Genomic DNA, 23121 nt, shown 5'->3' on the forward strand with positions numbered 1-23121 from the left:
GAAGACTCCTGCGGAAGCCCTAGACGATCAGCTAAAGTCGCCGGTCAGAGCCGGTGTTGCAACGACTGGTTGAATCCGGGCTGGCTGCCCGCATCCGAGTGGTGCACCAGCCAGATGACCTGGTCATGCGGCTGGTAGCCGCGCTGCCCCAGGGCTTGTTCGACGACGTCCAGGACCAGGCTGGTGTGCCTGCTCATCGATGCCTTCCAGCCCAGGATCCGCCGGGAGAAGGCATCGACGCAGAACGCGACGTAGACAGTGCCGGCCCAGCAGGACACGTAGGTGAGGTGAAGTCCGCCACCCACAGCCGGTCCGGGCCCGCCGCTTGGAAGTCGCGATTGACCAGGTCGCCCGCGCGTCGGCCGTCCTTGCCGGGAACGGTGGTGCGGAGCTTGCGGCCCCGTACCGCTCCGGCCAGGCCCTCGGCCCGCATCAGGCGCTCGACCGTGCAGCGGGCCACCGGTATGCCCTCGCGCCGCAGCTGGTGCCAGACCTTGCGCGCTCCGTGGACCCCATAGTTGGCCTGGTGGATCCGCAGGATCTCGGCGGTCAGCTCAGCGTCGCGCACGGACCGGGCCGCAGGCGGACGGCGCTTGGCCGCGTAGTACGTCGAGGTGGCGATGGCCAGGGTGCAGCAGATCGGTTCGACGCCGAACCGGTCGCGGTGGGCGTCGATGAAGCGGATCAGCGCGGAGGTCGGGGATCGAGTTCCGCTGCGAAAAAAGCAGCCGCAGCCTTGAGGATCTCGTTCGCCCGCCGAAGCTCGGCGTTCTCCTTCTCCAGCTGCCGGATCCTCTCGGACTCACCACGGGCGGCAGCAGCCTGCGGGCCGGCCTGGGCATCGTGCTTCTTCACCCAGTGCCGCAAGGCTTCGGGATGAATGCCGAGCAGGTCGCCGACCTCGCGGATGACCCCAGGCCGTCCCGGGGTCTCGCGTTGCTTCTCTGCGACCATCCGCACCGCTCGCTCGATCAGGAGCAATAGTCAATAGTTGTGGATCAGGTAATGCGAATTCGCAGTTGGCCGTGGTGGCCTGCTGATTCAAGCGTGTGCGCCGCGGGTGCTCGGGTCGCTGGGGTGGAGTGGTGGCGCGGCTACCGTGGGTGCACGGCGTAGGTCAGGTGCGTCACCCGCGACGACGGCTCCGAACGGACCTGCTCCAGCGCGACCCTGGACGCGTCCACGCCCTCGAACAGGCGGATTCCGGAGCCGGACAGCACGGGTGACAGCGCGATCGAGAACTCGTCGACAAGTCCGGCGTTCACGTACTCAAGGATCGTCGCGCCGCCGCCCGCGATGCGGACGTCGCGGTCGCCGGCGGCCTCGCGGGCCTGGTCGAGCGCGGTCTCGATGCCGTCGTTGACGAAGTGGAAAGTGGTCCCGCCCGGCCGCTCCCAGGGATCACGCTTCTCGTGCGTCACGACGATGACCGGCGTGTGGAACGGCGCCTCCTCCGGCCACATCTGCTCGCCGGCGTCAAACATGCGCTTGCCCATGACGCTCGCGCCGGTGCGCTCGAACGTCTCCCGCACGATGTCGTTGTCGCGCCCCTCCTCGCCGCCCTCGCCCAGCTTCAGGTTCTCCCGGAAGAACCGCTGCGGGAAGATCCACTGCTGCAGTTCCATCCACTGCTGCCCCATCAAGTCCCCGAGGGGCTCGGGGGCGATGAACCCGTCCAGCGACATCGACACGCTGAAGAACACCTTCCCGGCCATCAGCCCTCCGCCCCCTTCCGAACGATCTGGGTGACGTAGGCCGCCAGGTTGTTCAGGGTCTGCTGGCCGCCCTCGATCGCGTGGTACTTCTCGACCGCCTCGTCGCGCAGTTCCTTGGTGGGGAACACCGTGCGCATCACGATCCGGGTCGCCGCGCCGTCTGGCGCGAAGGTCAGAACCGACTCGAAGGCGTTCGGGTCGTCGCGGGACTCACCGTGCAGCAGCTCGATCCGCTCCGGCGGGACGATCCGCAGCCAGCGGATCCACTCGGAGTAGTCGGTCCCGTCCGGCCCGTGCAACACGAAGTCCCACTCCCCGCCCTCGCGGAACTCGAAGGACCTCGTTGTGGTCGTGAACCCCTCCGGACCCCACCACCGCGACAGATGCCGGACCTCGGTGAACACCTCGAACACCAGCTCCCGCGGGGCGTCGATGACCCGAGAGATCACGATCTCCCGGTCGGCCGTCGCCTGCTCCGCCCGCGTTTCTTGCCTTGCCCCTGCCATCGGTCATTCCTCCTGCCGTGTCTGCTTGAGGTCCTGCACGTAGGTGTCCAGCCGGTCAAAACTCTCGTTCCAGAACCGCTCGAATCCGCCGACCCACTCGTGGACCGGCCGCAGCCCGCGGGCGTCCAGGCCGTAGAGGCGCTGCTTGCCTGCCTTGCGGTCCCGCACCAGCCCGACCTCCCGGAGCACCCGCAGGTGTTTGGACGCCCGCGGCTGGCTCACCCCCAGCTCCTGGGCCAGGTCGGTCACCGGCCGCTCACCCGCCCGCAGCAGCGCCAGGATGTCCCGGCGCTGCGGCTCGGCGATCGCGTTGAAGACGTCCGATGTCGTCGCTGCTCGTGCCATGACAGCGATCATATGCCCATATCGGCATGCGTCAAGCCGAGAGGAATCAAGCGGGGCTTGTAGGATGACGATTGCGTGCCTGATCAGGCTGCAGTGACCTCCTTCCGCTCGACCAGGACGCCGTTTTCGAACCGGGCGCCGGAGCGGACCAGGGCCGCGAGGTGCGCACCGGTGACCGCGCGCCAGCGGGCCTGGGCGGACTCGACGAGCTTGAACACCATCGCGAGGGCGGCGGCCGGGCTGCCGGCGCCGCGGGTGACCTTGGTGCGGAGCTTGACCGTCGAGAAGGTTGATTCGATGGGGTTTGTCGTTCGCAGATGGATCCAGTGTTCGGCGGGGAAGTCGTAGAAGGCCAGCAGCTCCTCGCGGTCGTCGGTGATCTTCGCGACGGCCTTGGGGAATCTTGCGCCGTAGGTCTTCGCGAACGCCTCGATCGCCTTCTCGGCGTGCGTGCGGTCCTCGGCGTTGTAGATCTCCTGCATCGCCTTCGTCGCGCCCGGCTGTGCGGACTTCGGCAGAGCGTTCGGTAGAGCTGGCAGGACGTCGGCCCCGGTACTGGTGGGCTCTCCTGATCAACCGTCGCCGGTTCTCGGGCTCTGGCTCAGTTTTGTGGTCGGTTGCTGTCAGCGACAATCGGATGTCGGCCCGTCAGAGAATGAGAGCGCCCGATGATGCCGCCGTTCTGCGCGTTCTCGGCGGCGTCCCCCGGACGGCCCACCATCACTGCCGACCGACCTGGACGTGGATCTGGGGGTCTTCAGCCCGGAGGAGGCCCGGGCGGCTCGCTCCGAGCAACGAGAAGTGCGGGCTCCTCCATCCGGGCCGAACAGCCCGCACGGTGGGGGAACAAGCAGCTCAAGAGTGCCTTCTTCGCGTCCGTCTCGGCTGCACCGGCCGACCCCCGCCTCCTGCACCTGCTACGACGAGGAGATCACCCGGGGAACGCACCGCACCCAAGCTCTCCTCTGTCTCGCCAGGCTGCCGGGCCGACGTGCTCTTCGCCTGCTGCGCGACGGCACCTTCTACCAACCACCGACCTCGATCACCCGTTGACCAAAGTCATAGGGGCACTCCCGTCCCAGCATCCGTCGAATATCACCCGTCGAAGTTGGACCAGAAGATTCCGACGCCCACACCTCTCTCGTCCCGGCCGACCAGGATGCTGTTCGACGTGAAGTCACAGGTGGGGAACACCAGGGCGTTGGCACCGCTCGCCGGGTCGACAACGACATCGAGCACCGGGGTCCGGGAGCCTGCCTCCTGCTGCGCCTCGAACTCGGCCACAGCCTGCGCCACGGGGTCCTCGGCATCCGCGAAACCGGGGCTTCGGTGAAGGGCCCCGCCGATGACGAGGTTGTCCGGCGTGCTGGAGTAGATCGCCGAGGCGACCTCGCTCAGCTGGTTGACGTCGTCCGACGCCTCTTCCCAGCTCGCGCCCACCAGCGCCTCCGGGGTGGCACCGCTCGCGACCAGCGCGACGGCGGAGACCGTGGCACCCCGCTCGTCGTCCCAGTCGTACGCCAGATAGACCTCGTGCAGCCCGTCGGCGACATCGTCGAATGTGAAGAAGTCCCCGCCGTCGAGCCCGCACACCGCTATCTCGCCACGGCTCAACAGCCGTCCTGCAAGTGTGAACTCCCCCAGGTACCCGGGCTCCCCCTCCCAAGCGTTCGCCTTCAGAACCGCTTCGATCGCTTTGATCATCTTCATGCCGGCGAGTGTCTCACCCCCCTCCGACAATTCCGACCCGCCAGCCCCCGGATACCGTCAGCTGCCGCGCAGTTGCGGGACCTCGGGAGCTGGGCAGGCCTGGTAACACCCTGCTCAGGCCACATGAACTGCAGCGTCCGGACGGTGTCACGCCGGCACGTGCGCGTGGTCGCCGAACCGATCCTCGACACCGACGGCCGGCTGTTCGGCGTCCGCGGTGCCTACCAGGACATCTCCGCCCAGCACTGGACCGAGGTCGCCCTCGCTGCGACCCGTGGCCAACTCGCCCGTACCGGCGACCACGACCAGGCGGCTCCGCACGCCGCTCGAACTCCGGCGCAGCAGGCCGCCGCCGTCCAGGCCCACCAGCAGGCCACGATGCCGGAGGCGCGGAGGGCCGTACGACCGACCCGGCGACGTGGCTGCACACGCCGAAGAACGGCTCGCCGCCATCACCCGCGAGGCCGATGCCCGCCACCGTGCCGTTGCCGACCGGCTGCAACCCGAGCAGCCGACCGACGCGGCCAGTTCCGCTGACCAACGGCAGCACCACACGCCCCGGCCCGACCAGGGCAGAGGAGCGGGCCGCGACCGCTGAGAAGGATCTCGATGTCTTTGTCCCGGTCGCTCATCGGCAGCAGGCGCAGGAGCGACAGAGTATTGGTCGTAGCGAGGTAGGCCAGGCGCAGCAGCACGATAGATCATGATGCCGTCCGCGTCTGTCCACGTGAAGACATCGGAGTTGTCGGCGAGCGCGGCCTGAGAGGTCAGTCGATCAAGGCCTCCACCTGGGCGGATGATTTATCGGCACCCGCAGAGTTCCCGACCCCCATGAGCCGCGCGGCGTGCGCCATGGCCTGGTGCACGTTGCCTCGAACGCGGCGGCACCCCCGGCCGGGGACTGCCCACCCTTGACAACCCAGCCCTCGTCGACGGGCAGCCCATGTTCGCCGACCACTTCGAGAGACCTGCACCCGGGGGTCCTGCGTGAGTTCGCCGACCGCGGCCTGCTTCGCCTGGCCCGCAGCCGCATCATCGCCGTCCTCGACCCGGCTTGCCTCCTCGACGAAGCCGGTGGAGCCACCATAGGAGGCCTGGGCCGTCAGGTCCCCGAGTTGAACACGTCGGCGCCGAAGCGGCTCAGGCCCTTCTGCCCGGCGTAGCCCAGGTACGGCAGTCCGAACCGGTCCTCGATGCTGGCCAGCAGCGAGTAGTGGTTGTACGGGGTAGTACTCCAGGTGTCGCCCTTGGTGAAGGGAGACAGCACGAGCGCCCCCGTACGGCCGCCGCCGAGGCCGGTGATGCCGGGCAGCGGTGTGTTCGGGGCTGGGACCTCGCCGCAGCAGGCGCTCGCGTCCTCCTGCGGGCCGTCGGACTCGTCGAAGGTGATCACCAGCATGCCGTCCTTCTTGAAGGCCGGGGACGAGGTGATGACCGGAACCCATTGCTTCAGCCAGGTGTCGGCGGAGACCAGCCCGCCCGGACGGCCGTCCACGCACGGGGAGTCGTGGCCGTCGTCGCACAGGTCGGGCGTGATGTAGCTCAGGTCGGGGGTTGTGGTGGTGCTCCGCAGGTCGGTGCCGAGTGCCGAGAGGTCGACGACGTGCTCGGCACAGCTTTCCGGCTGGTCGATGATCGAGTGGAAGTACATGAACGGGTTGTGGCGTGTGGCGTACTCGTCGCCGGTCCTGGCCTTCTGGGTGTCGTCCACCGCGCCGACCGCAGGGTGACGGCACGGGGTGCCCATGTCCTCCATGTACCCCTTCCAGGTGTGTCCCGAGGCGCCCATCTGGTCGGCCAGCGTCTGCACGCCGGAGGGGTAGACGCAGCCCTGGCCGACGGCCTGGCCGGGGGAGACGGTTCCGGCCTGGACGAACGGCGCGAACGTCTGGCAGTCGGACTGGGTGTCCGGGTTCGGGGCCTGCCCGGAGACCTGCGCGATGTAGTTGTCCAGGCTGTTGTGGCCGATGCCGTAGTACTGCGACAGCAGCACGCCCTGGGATCGCAGCGTCTGGCTCAGATACGGCGCCTTGGAGCCGGCTCCCCAGGTCTCGTCGTACCCCTTGTTCTCCAGGTTGATCACGAAGACGTGGTGCGGGCCCCCGGCGGGCGCGGCCTCGGCCTGCAGCGCCAGCATCGTGCCGCCGCCCGCCACGAGGCTGACGAAGGCGGCGGCGAGGATCATCAGACGGCGCCTGCCGCGCAGGAGACGGTGCTTCATGACGAGGGGAGCTTCCATCCGAGGGACAGGGCGAGGTCGCGCAGCGCGTGCCACTGCTCGTAGTCGGGGAGTACGGCGGGCGGGCAGGGCAGTCCGACGACGCCTGGCACCGACCACTGCGGGGCGTCGGTGTTCGGCGGGTTGGTGAAGTCGAGCACCTCGACGATGTTGTTCGCCGCGGCGTCCCGGGGCGTGAGAGCGGGCAGGTTCCAGCGCCACTCCATGGCCTTGAGGACCGAGGCGTGGTCGTACACGCCGTGCGCGACATGGCCGCGCTTCGCCCGCGGGGAGATCACCAGGCATGGGGTGCGGAAGCCGCGCAGGCCCCAGTCGGGGTGGGCGTCAGGGGCGGTGGTGGGGGCCACGTGGTCGAAGAAGCCGCCCCACTCGTCGTAGTTGACGACCATGAGGGTCCGCTCCCAGGCGGGGCCCGTGGTGACGGCGTGGTAGACCTCGTTGAGGAAGTGCTGGCCGGCGCGGATGTCGGCGTGCGGGTGGTCGTCGGCGGAGGTGCCGCTGCCCTCGTCGAGGAACTTGGGGTCGACGAAGGAGACCTGGGGCAGGGCGCCGGCGGCGCAGTCGGCGAGGAACTCCGTGTACGGGTGTGAGATGCCGAGGTGCTTGGTGCCCCACAGCGCCGTGAACGGTACGTCGCAGAAGTAGTACTTGCCCTGCAGACCCGCGTCGGCAAGACGGTCCCAGATGGTGGGGAGCGTCGATATGTCCGTGGAGTTATGGATGCGGTCGGTCTGCGCCGCGTGCTGGTAGAAGCGGTTGGGGTACGTCTCGGCCATGATCGCAGAGAAGTAGCGGTCGCAGACCGTCCAGGCGGGGGCGGCCTTGCCGTAGAAGTCGAGGTCCTCCGGCAGGTAGTAGCCGATCGAGAACGCGTCGTTGGTCCCGGCGCGCAGCCAGCCGTCGCAGGCGCCGTCGTTGTACTCGATCCGGCCGCCCTCGTAGCTGTGGTCGGGGTCGTTGTACTGGCAGCCCTGGGCGGTGTCCAAGTGGTGAGTGGAGTGGGTAACGCCGTCGCGATCAATGTATGTCAGCCCGGCCTGCTTGCCGTCGGCGCCGGGCAGCCAGCCCAGGTAGTGGTCGAAGGAACGGTTCTCCATCATCACGACCACGATGTGGTCGATGCCGGAGTCCTGCGGTGCGGGGAGGGCGGGCGATCGCCCCGTGGAGGGGAAGGTCTGGCCGGCGTCGGCCAACCCTTCCGTGACAAGGGGCGCGGTTGCCGTCGCGGCTGCGGCCCCGATGATCAGTCGTCTGCGGGAGATGCTCACAGAGTTCTTATAGCCCTCGCATATACCGGAGAGTAATAATCCGATTGATGCTTCCATGGGAGTTCATCGGACGTTCTGCGGACCGCCATCAGCCGCTACTCGAAGCGGCGGGTTCCTGCATGGCGGGGCGGCCGACCGCCATGGTCCTTGTCCGGCGGCAGCCCTCCCGCCAAGTGGGCAATCCAGAAGGCCGGGTAGTACCACTGCGCATACCACGCCTACCGTTCCCCGCGGCGGAACGGTAGGAGGGTGATCAGTACGCCGAACAGGCCCATGCCGGTCGCGGCCACACCGCCGGCCCGCATGAGCTGCTCGTCGCCGGCCCCCGGTGCGACCGCGGCGACTACGCCGAAGATCAGGATGCCGACACTGGCGATGAGAAGGCAGATCCACGCTGCCTTCATGCGCGCGCTGCTGTGCTGCATGCGCGGTTCGTACCCGCTTCCGACGCAGGAGACGTAGAGCGTCTGCCGTGACCGAGGGCGCCGAGCCCGGACGAGGCGGTTGGGGCGGCGTGCTGCAGGCTTCCGGGTACGGAGGAGGAGGCTGAGCTGCTTGTCGGCGTGTGCTGAAAGAGGTCTCAGAGGCTGAGTCTGCCTTCAGTCACGACGCCCGTATCGTCAGCGGTTGACTCGCCCCACCGAGTTGACCCGCTATCGCTGGTCCTCTCATCGACCAGTTCGCGAGGACCTGCGCCGCGCTGCGGCAGCCGGCCGGTCTTGTGGCAGTCAGCTTCTGTGGCTTCCAAACTGGCCGCAGGACGCCCGGCTCCAGTCATGCACTGACGACGGATACCGGACCACCATGACACCGGCGGTCGGCCTTGGCCTTGATGTGGCCACAAGAGCTGTGTATGCCGCGTACGTGGCGGTCGGCTCGCTCAACACGCACCGCACCGCCTTCTCGTGGCTGCGCTGCCGTACCTGGTGGCTGTCCTGCTGGTGGCGGCCGTGCCCGCAATTCCTCCGAGGTGTGGAAGTGGGGAGATGTCGAACTCGCCCTCCCCGACGTTCCCGGATCTCCTCGGATCTTCTTGCGAACGGAGGATCGGCTTGGACTGCCTTCGGGTTCCCGGCCGGCACCGGATCGGGTGCTCGATCCGGTGAACCGTCGTTGCGATCAATGCAGTTGAGGGACGCCAAGCAGTCGATACCACGCCCAGCAGTGAGACGACGCCCGGCATGTGGATTGCGTATCCGCCCTGGCGGGCTGCGCAATGGCGCTCGCCCCATCAGCGCGTGCACGAACTTCGATCCGTCCTAGAAACACCATGCCGGGGCAATTGTTCACCGGCACCGAGGACCACACTGCCCCCTTCCACCGGCTGAAGCGGGCGCGATCACCTCATTGGGCGGCCCAGTCGGGACGACTGCGGGCCTGTTGCAGGAGTTGGAGCTGGGTCCGGGCGACCGTGTCCTGGGTATCGGCACGGGCGCCGGGCGACCGCAGCCGTGACTTACCCGCATCTGGGGCGACGCGGGTGTGGTCACGCTGGTTCGTGAGCCGCACGTCACGGCTGCGGCACGTGCCCGCCTGGCCGCCCTCGGCTAGCGGTCGGCAGCAGTGACGGCGAGGGCGTGGCCGGGGGCGGAGTGCCCCTGTGCCTGTCGAACAGAGATACCGACGAATCGGGTCTCTGCCGGTGACGGAAGTCACGGCAGGGGCCCGTTTCTCGTTGGGTCGGAGGTTGTGAGACTTCGCACAACTTGGTCAAGACAGGCGGCAGGGCCCCGGTGTGTGAGCTATCTCACGTGCCGGGGCTTGTCTTTGTTGTGCTGCGGTGCCGGAGCCGGGTCGGTTGGGCTCGGGCTATGCCGCCGGTGTCAGGTGGCCCGTCGGTGTCCAGGTCTTCGGTTCTCTGGTCGGGCGGCGGTGGTGGGTCCGGCGCCGTGGGCGTTCGCCGCCGAGGGCCGGGGTGTCGAGCCACTTCCTGATCTGGGACAACGCCGTACTCGGCGCCGAGGTCGCGGCCCACAACATGGTGAACCTCGAGCCGAACTACTACCCGCATCTGCTGCTGCCCGGCTTCTGGTCCGGTCAGTTCGGCGTCAACATCAAATCCGTCGGCGTCCCGCCCTTCGGCGACGAGATCGTCTTCACTCAAGGGTCCGTCAAGGAGCGCCGCTTCGCCGCCGCCTACGGCCTGCGGGGCCGCATCGTCGCCGCCGTGACCTTCGATCACGGCAAGTGGCTGGAGTACTACGGAGACCTGATCCAGCGGTCGGCCCCGTTCCCGCCTCCGCCACCGGCCTGGGACCGGCCCCCGGACATGTTGCAGCCGGTCCCGGCCGAGTTCCCGGAACGCGGGGCCCCTGGGGCTCTGCCCGACGTCGTCCTGACCGGCCACGACCCGAGCGAGCGGAGGGCTGAGTTCCGACCTCGGCGCCGCTGACGCGACCGTCGGGCCGAGCGTGCCGGCGGACCTACCGACAGGAAGAAGGAGGGGAGCCTCATGGCCGAGGAGACCCCCTGGCAGCAGGCCCTCCGCTATGCCAACCGCGCCAATCCCTACCCCTTCTACGAGGAGTTGCGCAAGACACCCGTGTCGCGGCAGCCGGACGGAACGTATGTCGTCAGCACCTACCGGGAGATCGTCTCCCTGCTCCACGACCCACGGGTGAGTTCGGATCCAAGGAAGCGTTCCGGCCCGGTACCGGCCGAGAGTTCGGCGCAGCCGGGGGCGGAGCCGATCAGGGAGGCGGTCATCTCGCTGGAGCCGAACATCATCACGTCCGATCCACCCGAGCACGATCGAGACCGCCACATGATGACGCCGCATTTCGTCGGCACGCCCCGTTCGCCCCACCTGATCTCCGACCTGGAGCCCGAGATCCGCCGTCTCACCGACGGCCTCCTGGACGACATGAGGGACAAGACCCGGATCGACGCCGTCGACGAGTTCGCCTACCCCCTGCCCGTGACCGTGATCTGCAAGGTCCTGGGCGTGCCGGTCGAGGACGAGTCACGCTTCCACCACTGGATCGCCTGGACGCTCTGGACTTCGGACCCGAGGCCGCCTCGGAGGAGATACGGAACCGGATGGCAGGCGGTCGCCAGGCCGTGAAGGACTTCGAGCAGTTCGCAGTCGAGTTGCTCGACCGGTACGCCGAGCAGCCCGGCCCCGGCATGCTCTCGGGGATGGTGAACGAGGACGGGGCGGAGGGGCGGATGTCCAAGGGCGTGCTCGCGAGCAATGCCCTCCTCCTGATCTTCGCCGGGCATGAGACCACGGTCAATCTCATCGCCCACAGCGTGCTGACGCTGCTGCAGCACCCCGACGCGCTCGAGAAGCTGCGCCGTCGGCCCGAGCTGATCGTGCCCGGGGTCGAGGAGCTGCTGCGCTTCGAGTCGTCGGTCCAGTTCTGGCACACCCGCTCCGCCCAGGCGGACATCGACATCGCCGGCACCACCATCCCGAAGGGTGCGCCGATCTTCCTGGCGTACGGCTCGGCGAACCGTGACCCGGAACGGTTCGCCAACCCCGACGAACTCGACCTCGAACGTCCCGACAACCAGCACCTCGGGTTCAGCCAGGGCATCCACTTCTGCTTCGGCGCTCCGCTCGCGCGGCTCGAGGTCCAGGTCGCGGTCGGCGAGTTCTTCCGGCGGGTGGAGAACCCCCGGCTGGTCGAGGACCCCGGTATTGACGCGACTTTGCGAACGGCTGCCCAGGTGGCGAGGGTGCTCGGCCATCTGACCATCGTCGGTCTCGGCGGCGGAGCCCTCCCCGTCGACTTCTCCAGCCCACCGCACGAGTGCTCGGTCGCCGCCCCCTACTGGGGCTCCCTCCCCGAGCTGATGGACGTCATCACCCTCGCCCGGCAGCAGAAGATCAAGCTGCTGGTCGAGCACTTCCCCCTGGAACGCGCAGACGAGGCCTACCGGCTCCTGCGCACCGGCGGAATCCAGGGACGCGCTGTCATCACCCCGCACGGGTGAGAAGCGTGATCCAGGCCGCCGGGACGCACGCGCCGGGGAGAAGGGCACGGGTCACCGCTCAACGGGGGTACTCGATGAGCTGTTCGGACCAGATCGTCTTGCCGGTCTGGCCATGGCGGCAGCCCCAGCGCGCGCCGAGTTGAGCGACGAGGAACAGGCCGCGTCCTCCCTCGTCGGTTGTGCGGGCACGTCGCAGGCGGGGCTGGGTGCTGCTGGAGTCGGTGACCTCGCAGACCAGGACGTCGTGGCGGATCAGGCGCAGCTCCGCCGGCGGACGACCGTAGCGGATGGCGTTGGTCACCAGTTCGCTGACGATGAGTTCGGTCGTGAAGACGAGGTCCTCCAGTCCCCACATGGTGAGTTGGCGGGTAGCCCATTCCCGGGCCTGCGAGACGGCGGCCGGATCGCCTGGGATCTGCCAGTGGGCGGTGTCCTTGGCCGGTACGGCGCGGGTGCGGGCCAGCAGCAGGGCCGCGTCGTCGCGCCGCGGCTTGTTCCGGAGGTTGGTGAAGAGGGCCCGGCCGATTTCGTGCAGAGGTCGATCCGAACGGCAGGACGCGGCCAGGGCATCCGTCAGGCACCGTAGCCCCTGGTCGATGTCGCGGTCCCTCCGTTCGATCAGGCCGTCGGTGCACAGCGCGAGGACGCTGCCCGGCTCCAGCTCGATCGTGGTGGTCTCGTACGGCATGCCGCTGAGGGCGAGGGGCGGTCCCGGGGAGATCACGACGGCCTCCGCGGTCCCGTCGGGCCGGACCAGGACGGGGGGCGGGTGTCCTGCGCTGGCCATGGCGCAGCGTCGGGTGACCGGGTCGTAGACCGCGTACAGACATGTGGCGCCGACGACGTCGTGGTCGTCGGGCGGGGCTTCGGCCACGAGGCGCTCGACCAGGTCCGCGATCCGGGTGAGCAGTTCGTCCGGTTCGAGTTCGAGGTCGGCGAGGGTCTGGATGGCGGTGCGCAGTCGGCCCATCGTGGCGGTTGCGGGCATGCCGTGGCCGATCACGTCCCCGGCGACGAGGGCCAGCCGGAGGGAAGGCAGGGCAATGGCGTCGTACCAGTCGCCACGGATCTTCGCTCCGCCGCATGCGGGCAGGTAGAGTCCGGCGGTCTCGGCCGCCGGGGTGTCAGTCGTGGCCGGGGGGAGAAGGCGCTGCTGCAGCGCCACCGCCGCCCGGTGCTGGTGCGTGTAACGGCGGGCGTTGTCGATGGCGAGTGCGCCCCTCGAGGCGAGGAGCGCCATGAGCTCCGCCTCGTCCTCGGTGAACGGCTCGGACCGGCCGCAGCGCCAGAGCGATATGGCGCCGAGCGTGAGACCGCGGGCGTGCAACGGGGCCAGCATCACCGAATGAGCGCCCGACGGGACGAGGTACTCGAGCAGCCGGGGATCGCCGATCATCGCGGTGTACTCGTCGAGGCCGATGACGACTGTCTCACCCTGTCGTATGCGGTGCAGCACAGGATGGTCGGAGAGGGGCGGGACATGGCCGCCCTGCTTGATGCCGGCCGGCCACGCCGCGGTGGCAGGCGCCAGGGCCGCGTTGCGCATGTCTCCACCGTCCAGTTGCACGGAGGGTTCTTCCCCGCCGAACACGGAGTGCGCGAGGTCGACCGCGGCGAGGTCCCCGAAGCCGGGCGCGAGGAGGTCGGCCAGGTCCCGCGCGGTCCGCACGACGTCGAGGGAGCTTCCGACCCGCTCGGCGATCTCCCGGGAGAGAAGCAGATGACGGCGGGTGTCCATCGGGTCGAGGGTCTCGACGTACAGGGCCGCGACCCCCGTCGGACCTCCTCGCGCGTCCTCCAGGCGGAAGGCGGACAGCGACAGGGACCGCCGCCGCTCCGGATCGTGCAGCCACCTCACGTGCTGGGTCCTGCGGATCACCGGGACGCCCGTCTCGAGCACCTGGCGCAGTTCCGCCTCGAGGTTCTCGGCATCCTCGGCGCAGAGCACGTCGCGCAGCCGCGTGCCGGGCTGTACCCGGCGTCCGTCGGGAGTGTCCGGCGTGGCGTTCGTCTGCACGGTGGCCAGGTCCGCGTCGTGCAGAGCGATCGTGACCCGCTCCTGCGAGGACAGCGCGCGCAGGAGCGCAGCACCCTGCACGTGGTCGACGACGTGGTGTGCGGGCGCCGCCAGGACGAGGAACTCCGCGGAGTCTTCCACGGCAGAGGTCCGGAAGGTGACCTCGACGGTGTCGCCGGACCGGCGCCGCAGCCGTACCCGGCCGGATGCCGGCATCTCCGCGGGCCCGTGCGGTGCGTCGGGGAAGTCGGCCACCAGTTCCTGTACGGGGCGGCCGCAGACCTCTTCGGAGGTGTACCCCGTCAGGTCCTTCGCCGCCCCGGTCCACCGGATCACCGTGCCCCGCTCATCCAGCACGGCGGCTGCCACGCACTCGAACGCCTGCGGACTGCCGCCGGGCCCGGAGCCGGACATGCGTATCGTCCCTTGGACGTCGTGTGCCGAGTTGATGTTACTGACAGTTTCTGTGTCCATTTTTCGTACCTTCTGAGCGGCTCAGGTGATCGTGGCTGTGGAGGGCAGTTGCTGTTCGGACCAGACGACCTTGCCGCCCGATACGGAGCGGGAGCCCCACCGGCGGGACAGTTGAGCGACGAGGACGAGGCCGCGGCCGTCCTCATCGAGGGTGCGGGGATGTCGTGGGTGCGGGTGGCTGGTACTGGTGTCGGAGACTTCGCAGGTCAGAGTGTCGTGTTGGATGAGCCTCAGACGGATCGGCCCACCGCCGTGGCGAACGGCGTTGGTGACCAGTTCGCTGACGATCAGTTCGACGGTGGCCATGAGATGCTCCAGCCCCCACGCGCCGAGTTGACGGGTGGCCAGGTGCCGGGCGGAGCGGACGGCGGTCGGCTCGTTCGGCAGGTCCCAGGAGGCGACCCGGGCCGGCTGGAGGGCGCGGGTTCGCGCCAGGAGCAAGGTGACGTCGTCCGAGTGCGCCTGGGTCGGCACGGTCTCGATCACCTGGGAGCACAGCTCTTCGAGGGACCGGCCGGATTCCGCCAGGGCGGTGCTCAGGCGATGCATGCCGACGTCGAGGTCGTCGTCGCGGGACTCGACCAGGCCGTCGGTGTAGAACGCGAGCACGCTCCTCTCGGGCAGCTCCAGTTCCACGGACTCGTAGGCGAGCAGCCCGAGGCCGAGGCCGAGCGGGGCTCCGACGGGCAGCTCCGGGAAGGAGACATGGCCCTGCGGGTCGATGATCGCGGGCGGGGGGTGCCCGGCCCGGGCCATCGTGCACCGCCGGGTGACAGGGTCGTAGACGGCGTACAGACAGGTGGCGCCCACCAGCGAGGGGGCCCGGTCCGGGTCGTCGTCCTCCTCGTTCTCCTCGTTCAGCCGTCTGACCGTGTCATCGAGGTGCGCCAGCAGCTGGTCGGGGGGCAGGTCCAGGTCCGCGAGCGTGCGCAAGGCCGTGCGCAGCCTGCCCATGGTCGCCGCGGCGTTGATGCCGTGTCCGATCACATCGCCGACGACGAGGGCCACGCGGGCGCCGGACAGCTCGATGACGTCGAACCAGTCGCCTCCCACGCCGTGATCCATGTCGGCAGGCACATAGCGGGAGGCCACTTCGACGGCGGCGCCGCCCCGCACGCGGTGGGGGAGCAGGTCGCGCTGGAGTGTGAGGGCCGCGGTCCGCTCGCGGGCGTACTGGAGGGCGTTCTCCAGGAGGAGTGCGGCCCGGGTGACGAGTTCCTCGGCGAGCAGCAGGTCGTCCTCCTGGAACGGCGTCGGCTCCTCGGAGCGGCCGAAGAGTGCCAGTCCCAGCACGCAGCGCCGCGCACGGATGGGCACGACCATCAACGAGTGGACCCCGCTGTCACGGACCTTCTGCGCTCGAACCGGGTCGTTGTCGACCCAGGGGCCGGTCCGGGTGTCCAGCACCGGTTCCAGGTAGGACCTGCCCGTGCGCAGTGCGGTGGCGAACGGCGCGGTGGGGACGAGGTGGATCACCTCTTCGCGCACCCACGGCAACTCCAGGAGACCCAGGTCGATGGAGGCCAGACCGGCACGGCGCAGCACAGTGGGGCGGCCGTTGCCCGTGCCGGTCCGGGCCGAGGGCTCCACGCCGAACGGGACCGACTCCACCAGGTCGACGAGAGCGTGGTCGGCCAGCAGCGGCACGGTGAGGTCGGCCAGTTCCTGGCTGGTCTGCATGACGTCGAGGCTGCTGCCGATGCGCGTGCTGGCTTCGCTGAGGATGGCGAGTCGCTCGCGCGCCCTCCGGTTGCCGGTGACGTCCACGCTCATCGAGCACACCCCCAGGGGTGTGCCGTCCGCGTCCTGGAGGCAGAAGAACACGGCCGAGAACACGTGCTCCCGCCGGTCGGCCGGCGGCCACGCCCGGTACTCGTGGACCATGGTGGTTCCGCTCTCCAGCACCTGCCGCATCACCACCTCGAGTGCTTCGGCCTCGAAGCCGGGCACGGCGTCCTTCAGGCGCCGTCCGAACCGTCGGGCACGAGGAACGCCGTCGTGGCTCTCCATGGCGTCGTTCACCCACGTGCAGCGCAGCTGCAGATCACGCACGACGATGCCGATCGGCGCATGGGCGAGGAGCGATTCCCGCACCAGTCCTTTGCTGCTCCCCGAGGACAGCGTGCCCACGTCGGTCACGGACACCAGCCACCGGGTGCCGCCGTCCTCTCCCCACAGCAACGAGACCCGCAGCGTCAAGGTGAGCGCGTGGCCGTCGCGGTGGCGGATCTTCGCGGTGCCGGACCAGCCACCCTGGGCCCGGCACTGTTCGGCGACGGCTGCGGCTTTCAGGGCGTCCTGGGAGGGCGGCAGCACCTGTGCGGCGGGTCGGCCCACCATCTCCGCGGCCGAGTACCCAACGAGCTGCTGGGCGGCCTGAGTCCACCCGACCACCGTCCCCTCCACGTCGATCAGGGCTATCGCCGCGTCGGGTATCTCGCTGGGGCTGACCGGCTCAGCGAATGCCGTTGGGGTGGTGTGCATCGCGGTTCCTCTCTTCCGGTGCGTAGGGGCGGGAAGTGGTTGGCACGGGGTGTGTGCGCCGGTCCATCAGGACGGCGACGGTGGCCAAGCGCCGTGTCGGTCGGGGCTCGAACGTCCCGTGGCCTGAGGGATAGGCGTCGAGCGCATCCAGGGGCGCAGAGGCGGTGAGCCTGCAGGGGCGCCGAAGCCGCGATTGCGACATTTCTGGATATGCTATGTTATTTCTGATGAAAGCATCATCGATGACTGCTCCATCGTAAAGTGAAGTCCAGAATTGATGGAACCATCATCTGTGTGTGATGGGTCACCTCGATGAGGGGAGGGGCCGATGTCAGTCCCGGCCGCCAATCGATTCGAACGCCGTCGTGCCGTGACCCGGCAGGCACTCGTCCGAGCCGCGCGGCAGATCCTGGCCGAGTCCGGCGACACCAGCGCCAGCATCCAGGCCATCGCGCAGCGAGCGGACGTGGGCTTCGGCTCCTTCTACAACCACTTCACGTCCAAGTCGGACCTGTTCGACGCTGCCGTGCACGATGCGGTGGAGGAGTTCGCCCAAGCCATCGACGAACGCCTGCACGGCGTCGACGATCCTGCCCAGCGCCTCGCTGCGGGTGTGCGGCTCAGCGCGCGCCTGGCCGAGTCACACCCGGAGATCATGCGGATCCTGTGCCACAGCGAGCTCGGCCGCATATGCGCCGGCCGCGGACTGGCTCCGCGCGCGAGGCGCGACGTGGAGCAGGGCATTGCCGCGGGGCGCTTCGCCCCGGTCGACCCGGTCATCGCCCTGTCCGCGCTGAACGGCAGTCTGCTGGCGCTTCTGGAGCTGTGGTTCGACAAGTCCGAGGTCGACATCGACCAAGCCGCGGCCACCTTGGCCGAGATGCTCCTGCACATGCTCGGCCTTTCTCCCGACGATGCCCGCGACGTCGCCCGGTCGTCCCTTTCCGCTGCGGCGTGAAGAGCTACGTCGGGCCTGCCGTGAGGAGTGGCCGTGCCGACGACGTCGGTGCCGGCGAGGGGATGCGCCCGCGCACGTGCACCGAGGGCGCGTAGCGCATGCAGGATCCCGTGGCAGCGGCAGCGGCGGCGGCAGCGGCGGCGGCAGTCGTGGTCCGCGGGCGTTCTCTGATCGGCTGCCGGACCCTCCGCAGCTCCGCAGCGGGCCTGGGACGTCCCGCCTACCATGCAGAGAGGGACAGCTCCGCGAAGTGAGCAGCGCATGGCCAGTGGTGAGAACCTGCAACCCGCTGCCGTCCAGGACCTGCTGGATCAGACGGTGGCCCGGACGGTAGCCGCCACGGGTGCGCACGCGGGAGCGTTCTTCCTGCTGGAGCCCGGCGGTGAGGTCATGGTCCTGGACGCGAGCCTCGGCATGCCCACGGGGTTCGTCAGCCTGCTGCGACGCCTGCGCGTGGCTGCCCTGACCGACGGCCCACTCGCGGAAGCGGTGCTCGAGCGGCATCTCGTGTGGGTCGGTTCCGGTGAAGAGTTCGCCCGACGCTATCCCCTGCTTGCCCTCACCTTCCCGTTCGTGGGCGCCCTTGCGGCGACCCCCGTCGTGGCGGGCTCCCGCGTGTGGGGCGCCATGCTGCTGCTGTTCTCCCGGAAGACGCCCGCTCTCGATGCGCGCGCACGCGGCTGGTTCACCACCGCAGCCCACTGCATCGCCGTGCTCCTGCAGGACGCCGCCGAAGCCGGGCACCCCTTGCAGCCAGGTCTCGCGGCGCGGCTGCTGCAGCCGGCGACGCCCGCGCATCCCACGGCATCGGCCCACCCTCAGGCCGCAGCGGACTTCATAGCCGCTCTTCCCGAAGGGGCGTGCCGGCTCGACGCCCAGGGAAGGATCACCTTCGCCGACTCCACGGCGGCCGACCTGCTGGGCGAGAGCGTCCCGCACCTACTGGGCGCCCGCATGTGGGAAGCCGTGCCGTGGCTGGCCCCCGCGCCCTACCGTCTGCGGTACCAGGCTGCACTCGCGAGCCGGCTCCCCACGGCGTACACGGTGAAACAGCCCCGTACCGGGAGAGAACTGCTGCTCCAGCTCTACCCCGACAGCGCCGGTGTGAGCCTGCGTATCACCGCTCCCGACGGCGCCCCCCACAGCCGGGACGACCTGGCCGTGGGTGCCGGGACGGCGCCGGGTCTCCCCGGCCTGGACGCCCACCACCACATGATGCAGCTCTCCGGCGGCCTGGCCGCGGCGGCCTTCGTCGACGAGGTCGTGGAGCTGGTGGCCGGCCACCTTGTGGTCGCCCTGGACGCCGACGCCTTCGCGCTGCTGGTCGGGGAGGCGGGCCGGGTGCGGGCCGTCGGCCACCACGGATTCGCCCCGGAGCTGGTCGACCTTGTCGACCGCGCTCCCCTCGCCTCCGACCTTCCGCTCCCCGGGCTGACCACCGGAGCCCCGTCCTGGGGGCTGCCCCAGGGGGTGCCGTCCTTCTTCGCCGACCGGGACGAGCTGCGCGCGGCGTATCCCGAGAGCGCCTCCGTCGACGACGGTCTGGGCGCATGGGCATGGCTGCCGCTCATGGCCTCCGGAGAGTTCTTCGGTGTCTGCGTGGTCGGCTACCGGCAACCCCGCTCTTTCACGCTGCAGGAGCGCGCGACGCTCACGGCCGTCAGCGCGCTGATCTCCCAGGCACTGGACCGCGCCCGGCAGTACGAGGCCAAGCACCAGCTGGCCGAGGGCCTCCAGGCCGGCCTGCTACCCCGTACACTGCCCGCGACGCACGGCCTGGAGGTGGCCGCACGCTATCTGCCGGCCAGCCACGGCATGGAGGTGGGCGGCGACTTCTACGACCTCATCCGCCTGTCGGACACCGAGGTCGCCGCCGTCATCGGAGACGTGCAGGGCCACGGTGTCAGCGCGGCCGGCCTGATGGGCGAGGTCCGTACCGCGGTCCACGCCTATGCCGTCGCCGGCGCCACGTCGGGCGCTGTCCTGGCCCGGACCAACCGCTTGTTCCACGACCTCGACCCCGGCCTGCTCGCCAGCTGCCTGTACGCGCACATCGATCCCGTTCACCACAGCGCCCAACTGGCCACCGCGGGCCACTGCCCGCCCCTGCTGCGCCGCCCCGACCGGCACACCGACATCCTCGAGGCACCGCCGGGCCCCCTGCTGGGCGTCGAGCCCATGGCGGAGTACCCCACCACGGACATCCCTGTGCTTCCCGGCTCCCTTCTGCTGCTCTACACCGACGGACTCGTGGAAACTCCCGGCGCGAACCACGACACCGCCCTCACCGACCTCGCGGCCGTCCTGTCCGAAGCCACCGGCCCGCTGGACGCCATCGTCGACACGCTCCTCGACCACGCCCAGCCGTCCGGCGACCGTGCCGACGACACCGCCCTGCTGCTGCTGAAGGTCTGCTGAGTCAGGCCTGCCGAGCGGCACAGAGGTCACCCGGTCCGCCCCGTCGGCATGCGCCGCCGCCCTGGACCTCGCGGGCGTCGGCGCCCCAGCGCGGAGATCGCCTCCAGGAGCGTGCCCGGCGTCACGCTCGACACTTCCATACGTCGTATGGTAATACTTGAAGGGTAATTCCATACGATGTATGGAAAAGCTGGCCGGACAACGCCAGGCGCATCACATCGCCTGCAGGGCAGCCGGTGGTGCAGACCGCCCCACCAGGAAGGAAAGATCATGAAGAAGCTCACGAAGCGCATCTCTCTCGCCGCTTCCGCGGTGGCGGTCGCGGGTGTCGCCGTGCTCGGTGCCGGAGGCGCCGCTTCGGCCGCGACTCCGGTGTCCGCACCCCACGTCGAGCACCCGGCCGTCAGCGTCCACACCAACGACTTCCGCTGGGACCACGGTGTCGGCTACCTGATCGAGCAGGGTTACTCCTGGGACCGCGTCCACGGCTGGCACCGCGACGACTGCGTGACCGATGCGGCCCGGCACGGCCGCGACGGCCACCTCTACCGCTGGGACGACGACGAGTGCGGCTGGAAGTACGGCAGGTCGTACGGGCACGACTGGAACCGCTACGAGCACGACGGCCGGGACCACCGTGACCGGCACCACGGTGACCGGTGAGACAGGCGCCCTCTGCGCGCGAAGGACCGGACCCGTGCAGGCCGCACCCAACCATGTGCACGCCGCACCCACCGCGGTGATGTCCGTCGGCGGTGGGGGGCCAGCGTTGGTCCGAGGACCAGCGGTGCCTGACCGCCGCCGAGGCGGCCTGCTGAGTGAGGGCCCGCCCCTCTTCCACATGCCTGCGAACGCCTTCCCTGTGCCGCAGGCTCGCATCGCCCGGTCGCGGCGCCGCCGCGTATCTCCCCGTCCGTCGACGCCGTTCGGCGCCCGGGCCCTGTTGTGACGCCTCTCTGCTCGACGCCTCTTCGCTGCCGCGCCCGGCGACGGTCCTGCGGCCTGGCGCAGTGGAGGCAGAGGCGTCTGGAAGTGAAAGCCCATGGAATCGTCGAGGACCTTGGTGCGAGGGGTGGCCGTGCGGCTTGTCGTCTCGCGCGACTACTCGCTCCCGTTGTGCATGCGCCTGCGGTACGAGCCCATTGATCCCTATGTCGTCCGTGCCGCCTTCTTCACCGCCGACTGCGCCGAGCCGGTCGAATGGGTCCTGGGGCGCGATCTTCTGGCGGATGGCCTGAGGCGTTCCGCAGGCGAGGGAGACGTCCGGATCTGGCCGGCCGTCGGCCGTGGCGACCGAGCCATGTACATCACCCTCAGGAATTCCGCTGGCACCGCCTTGGTCGAGGTCCCGGTGGACGACGTCAAGACCTTCCTGCAGAACACGGAGGCCCTGGTGCCACGGGGTACCGAGTCCCGGCACATCGACTGGGACACCGAACGGACGAATCTGCGCTGATGCAGCCCGACCGCCCCTCCTCGGAAGAAGAGGAAACAGCCCGCATGTCCCAGTACCAGCGTCTACACCCTGCGCAGCCCTGAGGCGCTCGTCGCCTGCAAGAACATCTGGTCCGGGCACGTTCCCGGCCTGGCCGAGCACCGGATCACCACGCACGGCGTCTGGACGGCCGTCGATTCCGGCGGTGAGCCCCCGAGTGGTACGCCCTCTTCTCCTGCGCGGACGCCGACGACGTGCAGGAGCGGATGGAGGCGTACCTGGCCGGCCCCGCATTCCGCGCCGGCATGGAGGGTTTCGGCATCGGCCGGATCGTCGAGGTGGCGGAGCCCGTGCCGACATCCACCGCCGACTCACCCTTGCGGTGAGGGCACCGAGCCGAGGCGAGGCGGGATCACCTGCTCACAAGTGCCCCGGACAGAAGGGCCAGCATCTGGTGGCTCTCACGCTCGGCTGCGGCGATGCGCTCTTCGGGCAGGGCGCGTTGCCACCCCTCCCCGGAGGCCACCTCCGCAGCTTCGCGCAGCTCGGCCAAGGCGCCCGCCAGACGGCACCGGGCACGGACGAGACCGGCGACGTCGGAGGTGGACGGCTGGTCCATCAGCCGCGCGGGCGCCTCATGGGCCGCGTCCACCGCCGCCAGGGCGCTCTCGGCGCGGTCCAGAGCCCGGCGGTCGCCGATGGCGATGGCGACGAGCAGCCCGAGCGCGCAGCCCGTGAGGGTGTCGAGGGCCCGGTCCCTGAGCAACTCGCCCGCCGGCTGGGCATGCGCGAACTGGGGCATCAGCAAGGACATCTGCACGAGGCAGACCTGGCCGAGCCAGTAGCCGCGGCTGATCGTCGCCTCGGTGGCGACCTGGAAGAACAGGACGGCCAGGACGAGGGCGACCGGTCCGGTGCGGGTGACCGGCAGCAGGGCGGCGAACAGGGCGAGGCCGACGAAGTTGCCGAAGACCCGGTTGAGGGCGCGTCTCCAGGTGAGGGCCAGGTGGGACTGGTGGATCGAGGCCGCGGCGACCACGGCCCAGTACGGGCGGCCGACGCCCAGTGCCATGGAGGCCCAGCCGGCCAGGGCGCAGCCGACCGCGACCCGGGCGCTGAGGAGCAGCAGGTGTGAGCCGGGTCGTGGGACGCTCGGCAGGCGGACCCGACCCCGCTTCAGCGGCCCGCCCCGGCGCGATCCGCTCCGGGCCGGGCTCGATGCGGCCGCGGCACCGGTGATCCGGTCGTCTCCCGGGCGGGGCGGGAGGAGAGGGGGCAGCGGCGCGGTTCCGCGCAGGAGTCGCACCCAGCGGGCCAGTTCCCGGGCGTCGGTGCTGCCGGATTCGGCGCGGGCGAGCAGCAGTGCCAGGGGCCGGCACTCCGGTGAGTCGACGCCTGCCGACGACAGCGTGCGCCAGGCCTCCGCTGCCGCCGCGCCCGCCGCTCGGCAGGCCGGGGCATGGGCAGGGTCGCCGTCCGCAGTGCGCGCGAGCTGCGCGGCGGCGTTCAGGGCCCTGGTGTCTGTAAGCAGTTCTTTGGGCTCCACTGCACCGAGTTGTTTTGGCTCCACTGACGGGCCGGAGGGGGCGTGCGGTGGTGTGATTCACGCCTTG

Annotated in this window: 23 protein-coding genes and 1 pseudogene; 9 read left to right on the top strand and 15 right to left on the bottom strand. The window is 69.7% G+C overall.

What is annotated here, in order from left to right:
- Positions 1 to 44: 44 nt before the first annotated feature.
- The 9 genes and pseudogenes from ACFYZJ_RS38750 to ACFYZJ_RS38790 form a co-directional block, all read right to left on the bottom strand.
- Positions 45 to 305, bottom strand: a complete 261-nt coding sequence (locus tag ACFYZJ_RS38750) for a DDE-type integrase/transposase/recombinase (RefSeq protein ID WP_388576919.1) — start codon at positions 303 to 305, stop codon at positions 45 to 47.
- Positions 194 to 568 (bottom strand): IS3 family transposase, encoded by a 375-nt coding sequence (locus tag ACFYZJ_RS38755; RefSeq protein ID WP_388576921.1) that lies wholly within the window; start codon positions 566 to 568, stop codon positions 194 to 196. Before ACFYZJ_RS38755 ends, ACFYZJ_RS38750 begins: the two co-directional genes overlap by 112 nt.
- 116 nt (positions 569 to 684) lie before the next feature.
- Entirely contained in the window at positions 685 to 981 is a 297-nt protein-coding gene (locus ACFYZJ_RS38760; RefSeq protein WP_388576924.1) for a transposase, read from the bottom strand.
- A 113-nt stretch (positions 982 to 1094) separates the two neighbouring features.
- Positions 1095 to 1715, bottom strand: coding sequence for a dihydrofolate reductase family protein (locus ACFYZJ_RS38765; RefSeq protein ID WP_388576927.1), 621 nt, complete (start codon positions 1713 to 1715; stop codon positions 1095 to 1097).
- A complete protein-coding gene (locus tag ACFYZJ_RS38770) occupies positions 1715 to 2221 on the bottom strand; it encodes an SRPBCC family protein (protein WP_388576930.1) in 507 nt (168 codons plus the stop codon). Before ACFYZJ_RS38770 ends, ACFYZJ_RS38765 begins: the two co-directional genes overlap by 1 nt.
- A 3-nt stretch (positions 2222 to 2224) precedes the next feature.
- The gene (locus ACFYZJ_RS38775) at positions 2225 to 2566 is read right to left on the bottom strand and encodes an ArsR/SmtB family transcription factor (RefSeq protein WP_388576932.1); all 342 of its coding nucleotides are present in this window, start codon (positions 2564 to 2566) and stop codon (positions 2225 to 2227) included.
- Positions 2567 to 2649: 83 nt separating this feature from the next.
- Positions 2650 to 3087: pseudogene (locus ACFYZJ_RS38780) on the bottom strand (transposase); the annotation flags it as partial.
- Between the two features lie 574 nt (positions 3088 to 3661).
- Positions 3662 to 4276, bottom strand: a complete 615-nt coding sequence (locus ACFYZJ_RS38785) for a hypothetical protein (protein ID WP_388576934.1) — start codon at positions 4274 to 4276, stop codon at positions 3662 to 3664.
- Between the two features lie 147 nt (positions 4277 to 4423).
- Positions 4424 to 4642, bottom strand: a complete 219-nt coding sequence (locus ACFYZJ_RS38790; RefSeq protein WP_388576937.1) for a hypothetical protein — start codon at positions 4640 to 4642, stop codon at positions 4424 to 4426.
- Between the two features lie 52 nt (positions 4643 to 4694).
- Between ACFYZJ_RS38790 and ACFYZJ_RS38795 the strand changes: the two genes are divergently transcribed.
- The gene (locus ACFYZJ_RS38795; RefSeq protein WP_388576940.1) at positions 4695 to 4874 is read left to right on the top strand and encodes a hypothetical protein; all 180 of its coding nucleotides are present in this window, start codon (positions 4695 to 4697) and stop codon (positions 4872 to 4874) included.
- Positions 4875 to 5378: 504 nt separating this feature from the next.
- Here ACFYZJ_RS38795 and ACFYZJ_RS38800 read toward each other — a convergent pair.
- From ACFYZJ_RS38800 to ACFYZJ_RS38810, 3 genes are all read right to left on the bottom strand, one after another.
- Positions 5379 to 6497 carry an alkaline phosphatase family protein gene (locus tag ACFYZJ_RS38800; protein ID WP_388576942.1) on the bottom strand — a complete coding sequence of 373 codons (1119 nt, stop codon included), beginning with the start codon at positions 6495 to 6497 and terminating at the stop codon, positions 5379 to 5381.
- Positions 6494 to 7783: an alkaline phosphatase family protein gene (locus tag ACFYZJ_RS38805; RefSeq protein WP_388576945.1), complete on the bottom strand. Its 1290-nt coding sequence runs from the start codon at positions 7781 to 7783 to the stop codon at positions 6494 to 6496. The genes ACFYZJ_RS38800 and ACFYZJ_RS38805 overlap by 4 nt, the downstream gene beginning before the upstream one ends.
- Before the next feature lie 218 nt (positions 7784 to 8001).
- On the bottom strand, positions 8002 to 8208 hold the full coding sequence (locus tag ACFYZJ_RS38810; RefSeq protein ID WP_388576947.1) for a hypothetical protein: 207 nt from the start codon (positions 8206 to 8208) through the stop codon (positions 8002 to 8004).
- Between the two features lie 1490 nt (positions 8209 to 9698).
- Here ACFYZJ_RS38810 and ACFYZJ_RS38815 point away from each other — a divergent pair.
- From ACFYZJ_RS38815 to ACFYZJ_RS38825, 3 genes are read left to right on the top strand one after another with little or no spacing between them, the layout of a single operon-like run.
- Entirely contained in the window at positions 9699 to 10175 is a 477-nt protein-coding gene (locus tag ACFYZJ_RS38815; protein ID WP_388576950.1) for an oxidoreductase C-terminal domain-containing protein, read from the top strand.
- A 60-nt stretch (positions 10176 to 10235) separates the two neighbouring features.
- Positions 10236 to 10847 carry a hypothetical protein gene (locus ACFYZJ_RS38820; protein ID WP_388576952.1) on the top strand — a complete coding sequence of 204 codons (612 nt, stop codon included), beginning with the start codon at positions 10236 to 10238 and terminating at the stop codon, positions 10845 to 10847.
- A complete protein-coding gene (locus tag ACFYZJ_RS38825; RefSeq protein WP_388576954.1) occupies positions 10823 to 11722 on the top strand; it encodes a cytochrome P450 in 900 nt (299 codons plus the stop codon). Before ACFYZJ_RS38820 ends, ACFYZJ_RS38825 begins: the two co-directional genes overlap by 25 nt.
- A gap of 58 nt (positions 11723 to 11780) precedes the next feature.
- Here ACFYZJ_RS38825 and ACFYZJ_RS38830 read toward each other — a convergent pair whose 3' ends face one another.
- Together ACFYZJ_RS38830 and ACFYZJ_RS38835 are read right to left on the bottom strand one after the other, a co-directional pair.
- Positions 11781 to 14153, bottom strand: a complete 2373-nt coding sequence (locus ACFYZJ_RS38830) for a SpoIIE family protein phosphatase (RefSeq protein WP_388576956.1) — start codon at positions 14151 to 14153, stop codon at positions 11781 to 11783.
- Between the two features lie 81 nt (positions 14154 to 14234).
- Positions 14235 to 16697, bottom strand: coding sequence for a SpoIIE family protein phosphatase (locus ACFYZJ_RS38835; protein ID WP_388576958.1), 2463 nt, complete (start codon positions 16695 to 16697; stop codon positions 14235 to 14237).
- A gap of 328 nt (positions 16698 to 17025) precedes the next feature.
- Here ACFYZJ_RS38835 and ACFYZJ_RS38840 point away from each other — a divergent pair, with 328 nt between their 5' ends.
- The 5 genes from ACFYZJ_RS38840 to ACFYZJ_RS38860 all read left to right on the top strand — a co-directional run bounded on the left by ACFYZJ_RS38840 (position 17026) and on the right by ACFYZJ_RS38860 (position 21894).
- Complete coding sequence (locus tag ACFYZJ_RS38840) at positions 17026 to 17655, top strand: TetR/AcrR family transcriptional regulator (RefSeq protein ID WP_388576961.1); 630 nt, start codon at positions 17026 to 17028, stop codon at positions 17653 to 17655.
- Between the two features lie 261 nt (positions 17656 to 17916).
- Positions 17917 to 20073 carry a SpoIIE family protein phosphatase gene (locus tag ACFYZJ_RS38845; RefSeq protein WP_388576964.1) on the top strand — a complete coding sequence of 719 codons (2157 nt, stop codon included), beginning with the start codon at positions 17917 to 17919 and terminating at the stop codon, positions 20071 to 20073.
- Positions 20074 to 20343: 270 nt separating this feature from the next.
- Positions 20344 to 20736 carry a hypothetical protein gene (locus ACFYZJ_RS38850; protein ID WP_388576966.1) on the top strand — a complete coding sequence of 131 codons (393 nt, stop codon included), beginning with the start codon at positions 20344 to 20346 and terminating at the stop codon, positions 20734 to 20736.
- 415 nt (positions 20737 to 21151) lie between these two features.
- Complete coding sequence (locus ACFYZJ_RS38855; RefSeq protein WP_388576969.1) at positions 21152 to 21529, top strand: SsgA family sporulation/cell division regulator; 378 nt, start codon at positions 21152 to 21154, stop codon at positions 21527 to 21529.
- 233 nt (positions 21530 to 21762) lie between these two features.
- Positions 21763 to 21894: a hypothetical protein gene (locus tag ACFYZJ_RS38860; RefSeq protein WP_388576972.1), complete on the top strand. Its 132-nt coding sequence runs from the start codon at positions 21763 to 21765 to the stop codon at positions 21892 to 21894.
- Between the two features lie 26 nt (positions 21895 to 21920).
- On the opposite strand, the gene ACFYZJ_RS38865 is transcribed toward ACFYZJ_RS38860, so the two are convergent.
- On the bottom strand, positions 21921 to 23054 hold the full coding sequence (locus ACFYZJ_RS38865; protein WP_388576975.1) for an FUSC family protein: 1134 nt from the start codon (positions 23052 to 23054) through the stop codon (positions 21921 to 21923).
- Positions 23055 to 23121 lie beyond the last annotated feature (67 nt).

Source organism: Streptomyces sp. NPDC001848, from assembly GCF_042891915.1.
Taxonomy (GTDB): domain Bacteria; phylum Actinomycetota; class Actinomycetes; order Streptomycetales; family Streptomycetaceae; genus Streptomyces.

What these genes read in the sequence shown, in the direction of transcription:
- ACFYZJ_RS38765 (WP_388576927.1), bottom strand. Translation starts at nt 1,715, where the DNA reads ATGGCCGGGAAGGTGTTCTTCAGCGTGTCGATGTCGCTGGACGGGTTC.
- ACFYZJ_RS38770 (WP_388576930.1), bottom strand. Translation starts at nt 2,221, where the DNA reads ATGGCAGGGGCAAGGCAAGAAACGCGGGCGGAGCAGGCGACGGCCGAC.
- ACFYZJ_RS38775 (WP_388576932.1), bottom strand. Translation starts at nt 2,566, where the DNA reads ATGGCACGAGCAGCGACGACATCGGACGTCTTCAACGCGATCGCCGAG.
- ACFYZJ_RS38785 (WP_388576934.1), bottom strand. Translation starts at nt 4,276, where the DNA reads ATGAAGATGATCAAAGCGATCGAAGCGGTTCTGAAGGCGAACGCTTGG.
- ACFYZJ_RS38800 (WP_388576942.1), bottom strand. Translation starts at nt 6,497, where the DNA reads ATGAAGCACCGTCTCCTGCGCGGCAGGCGCCGTCTGATGATCCTCGCC.
- ACFYZJ_RS38810 (WP_388576947.1), bottom strand. Translation starts at nt 8,208, where the DNA reads ATGCAGCACAGCAGCGCGCGCATGAAGGCAGCGTGGATCTGCCTTCTC.
- ACFYZJ_RS38820 (WP_388576952.1), top strand. Translation starts at nt 10,236, where the DNA reads ATGGCCGAGGAGACCCCCTGGCAGCAGGCCCTCCGCTATGCCAACCGC.
- ACFYZJ_RS38825 (WP_388576954.1), top strand. Translation starts at nt 10,823, where the DNA reads ATGGCAGGCGGTCGCCAGGCCGTGAAGGACTTCGAGCAGTTCGCAGTC.
- ACFYZJ_RS38830 (WP_388576956.1), bottom strand. Translation starts at nt 14,153, where the DNA reads ATGTCCGGCTCCGGGCCCGGCGGCAGTCCGCAGGCGTTCGAGTGCGTG.
- ACFYZJ_RS38835 (WP_388576958.1), bottom strand. Translation starts at nt 16,697, where the DNA reads ATGCACACCACCCCAACGGCATTCGCTGAGCCGGTCAGCCCCAGCGAG.
- ACFYZJ_RS38840 (WP_388576961.1), top strand. Translation starts at nt 17,026, where the DNA reads ATGTCAGTCCCGGCCGCCAATCGATTCGAACGCCGTCGTGCCGTGACC.
- ACFYZJ_RS38845 (WP_388576964.1), top strand. Translation starts at nt 17,917, where the DNA reads ATGGCCAGTGGTGAGAACCTGCAACCCGCTGCCGTCCAGGACCTGCTG.
- ACFYZJ_RS38850 (WP_388576966.1), top strand. Translation starts at nt 20,344, where the DNA reads ATGAAGAAGCTCACGAAGCGCATCTCTCTCGCCGCTTCCGCGGTGGCG.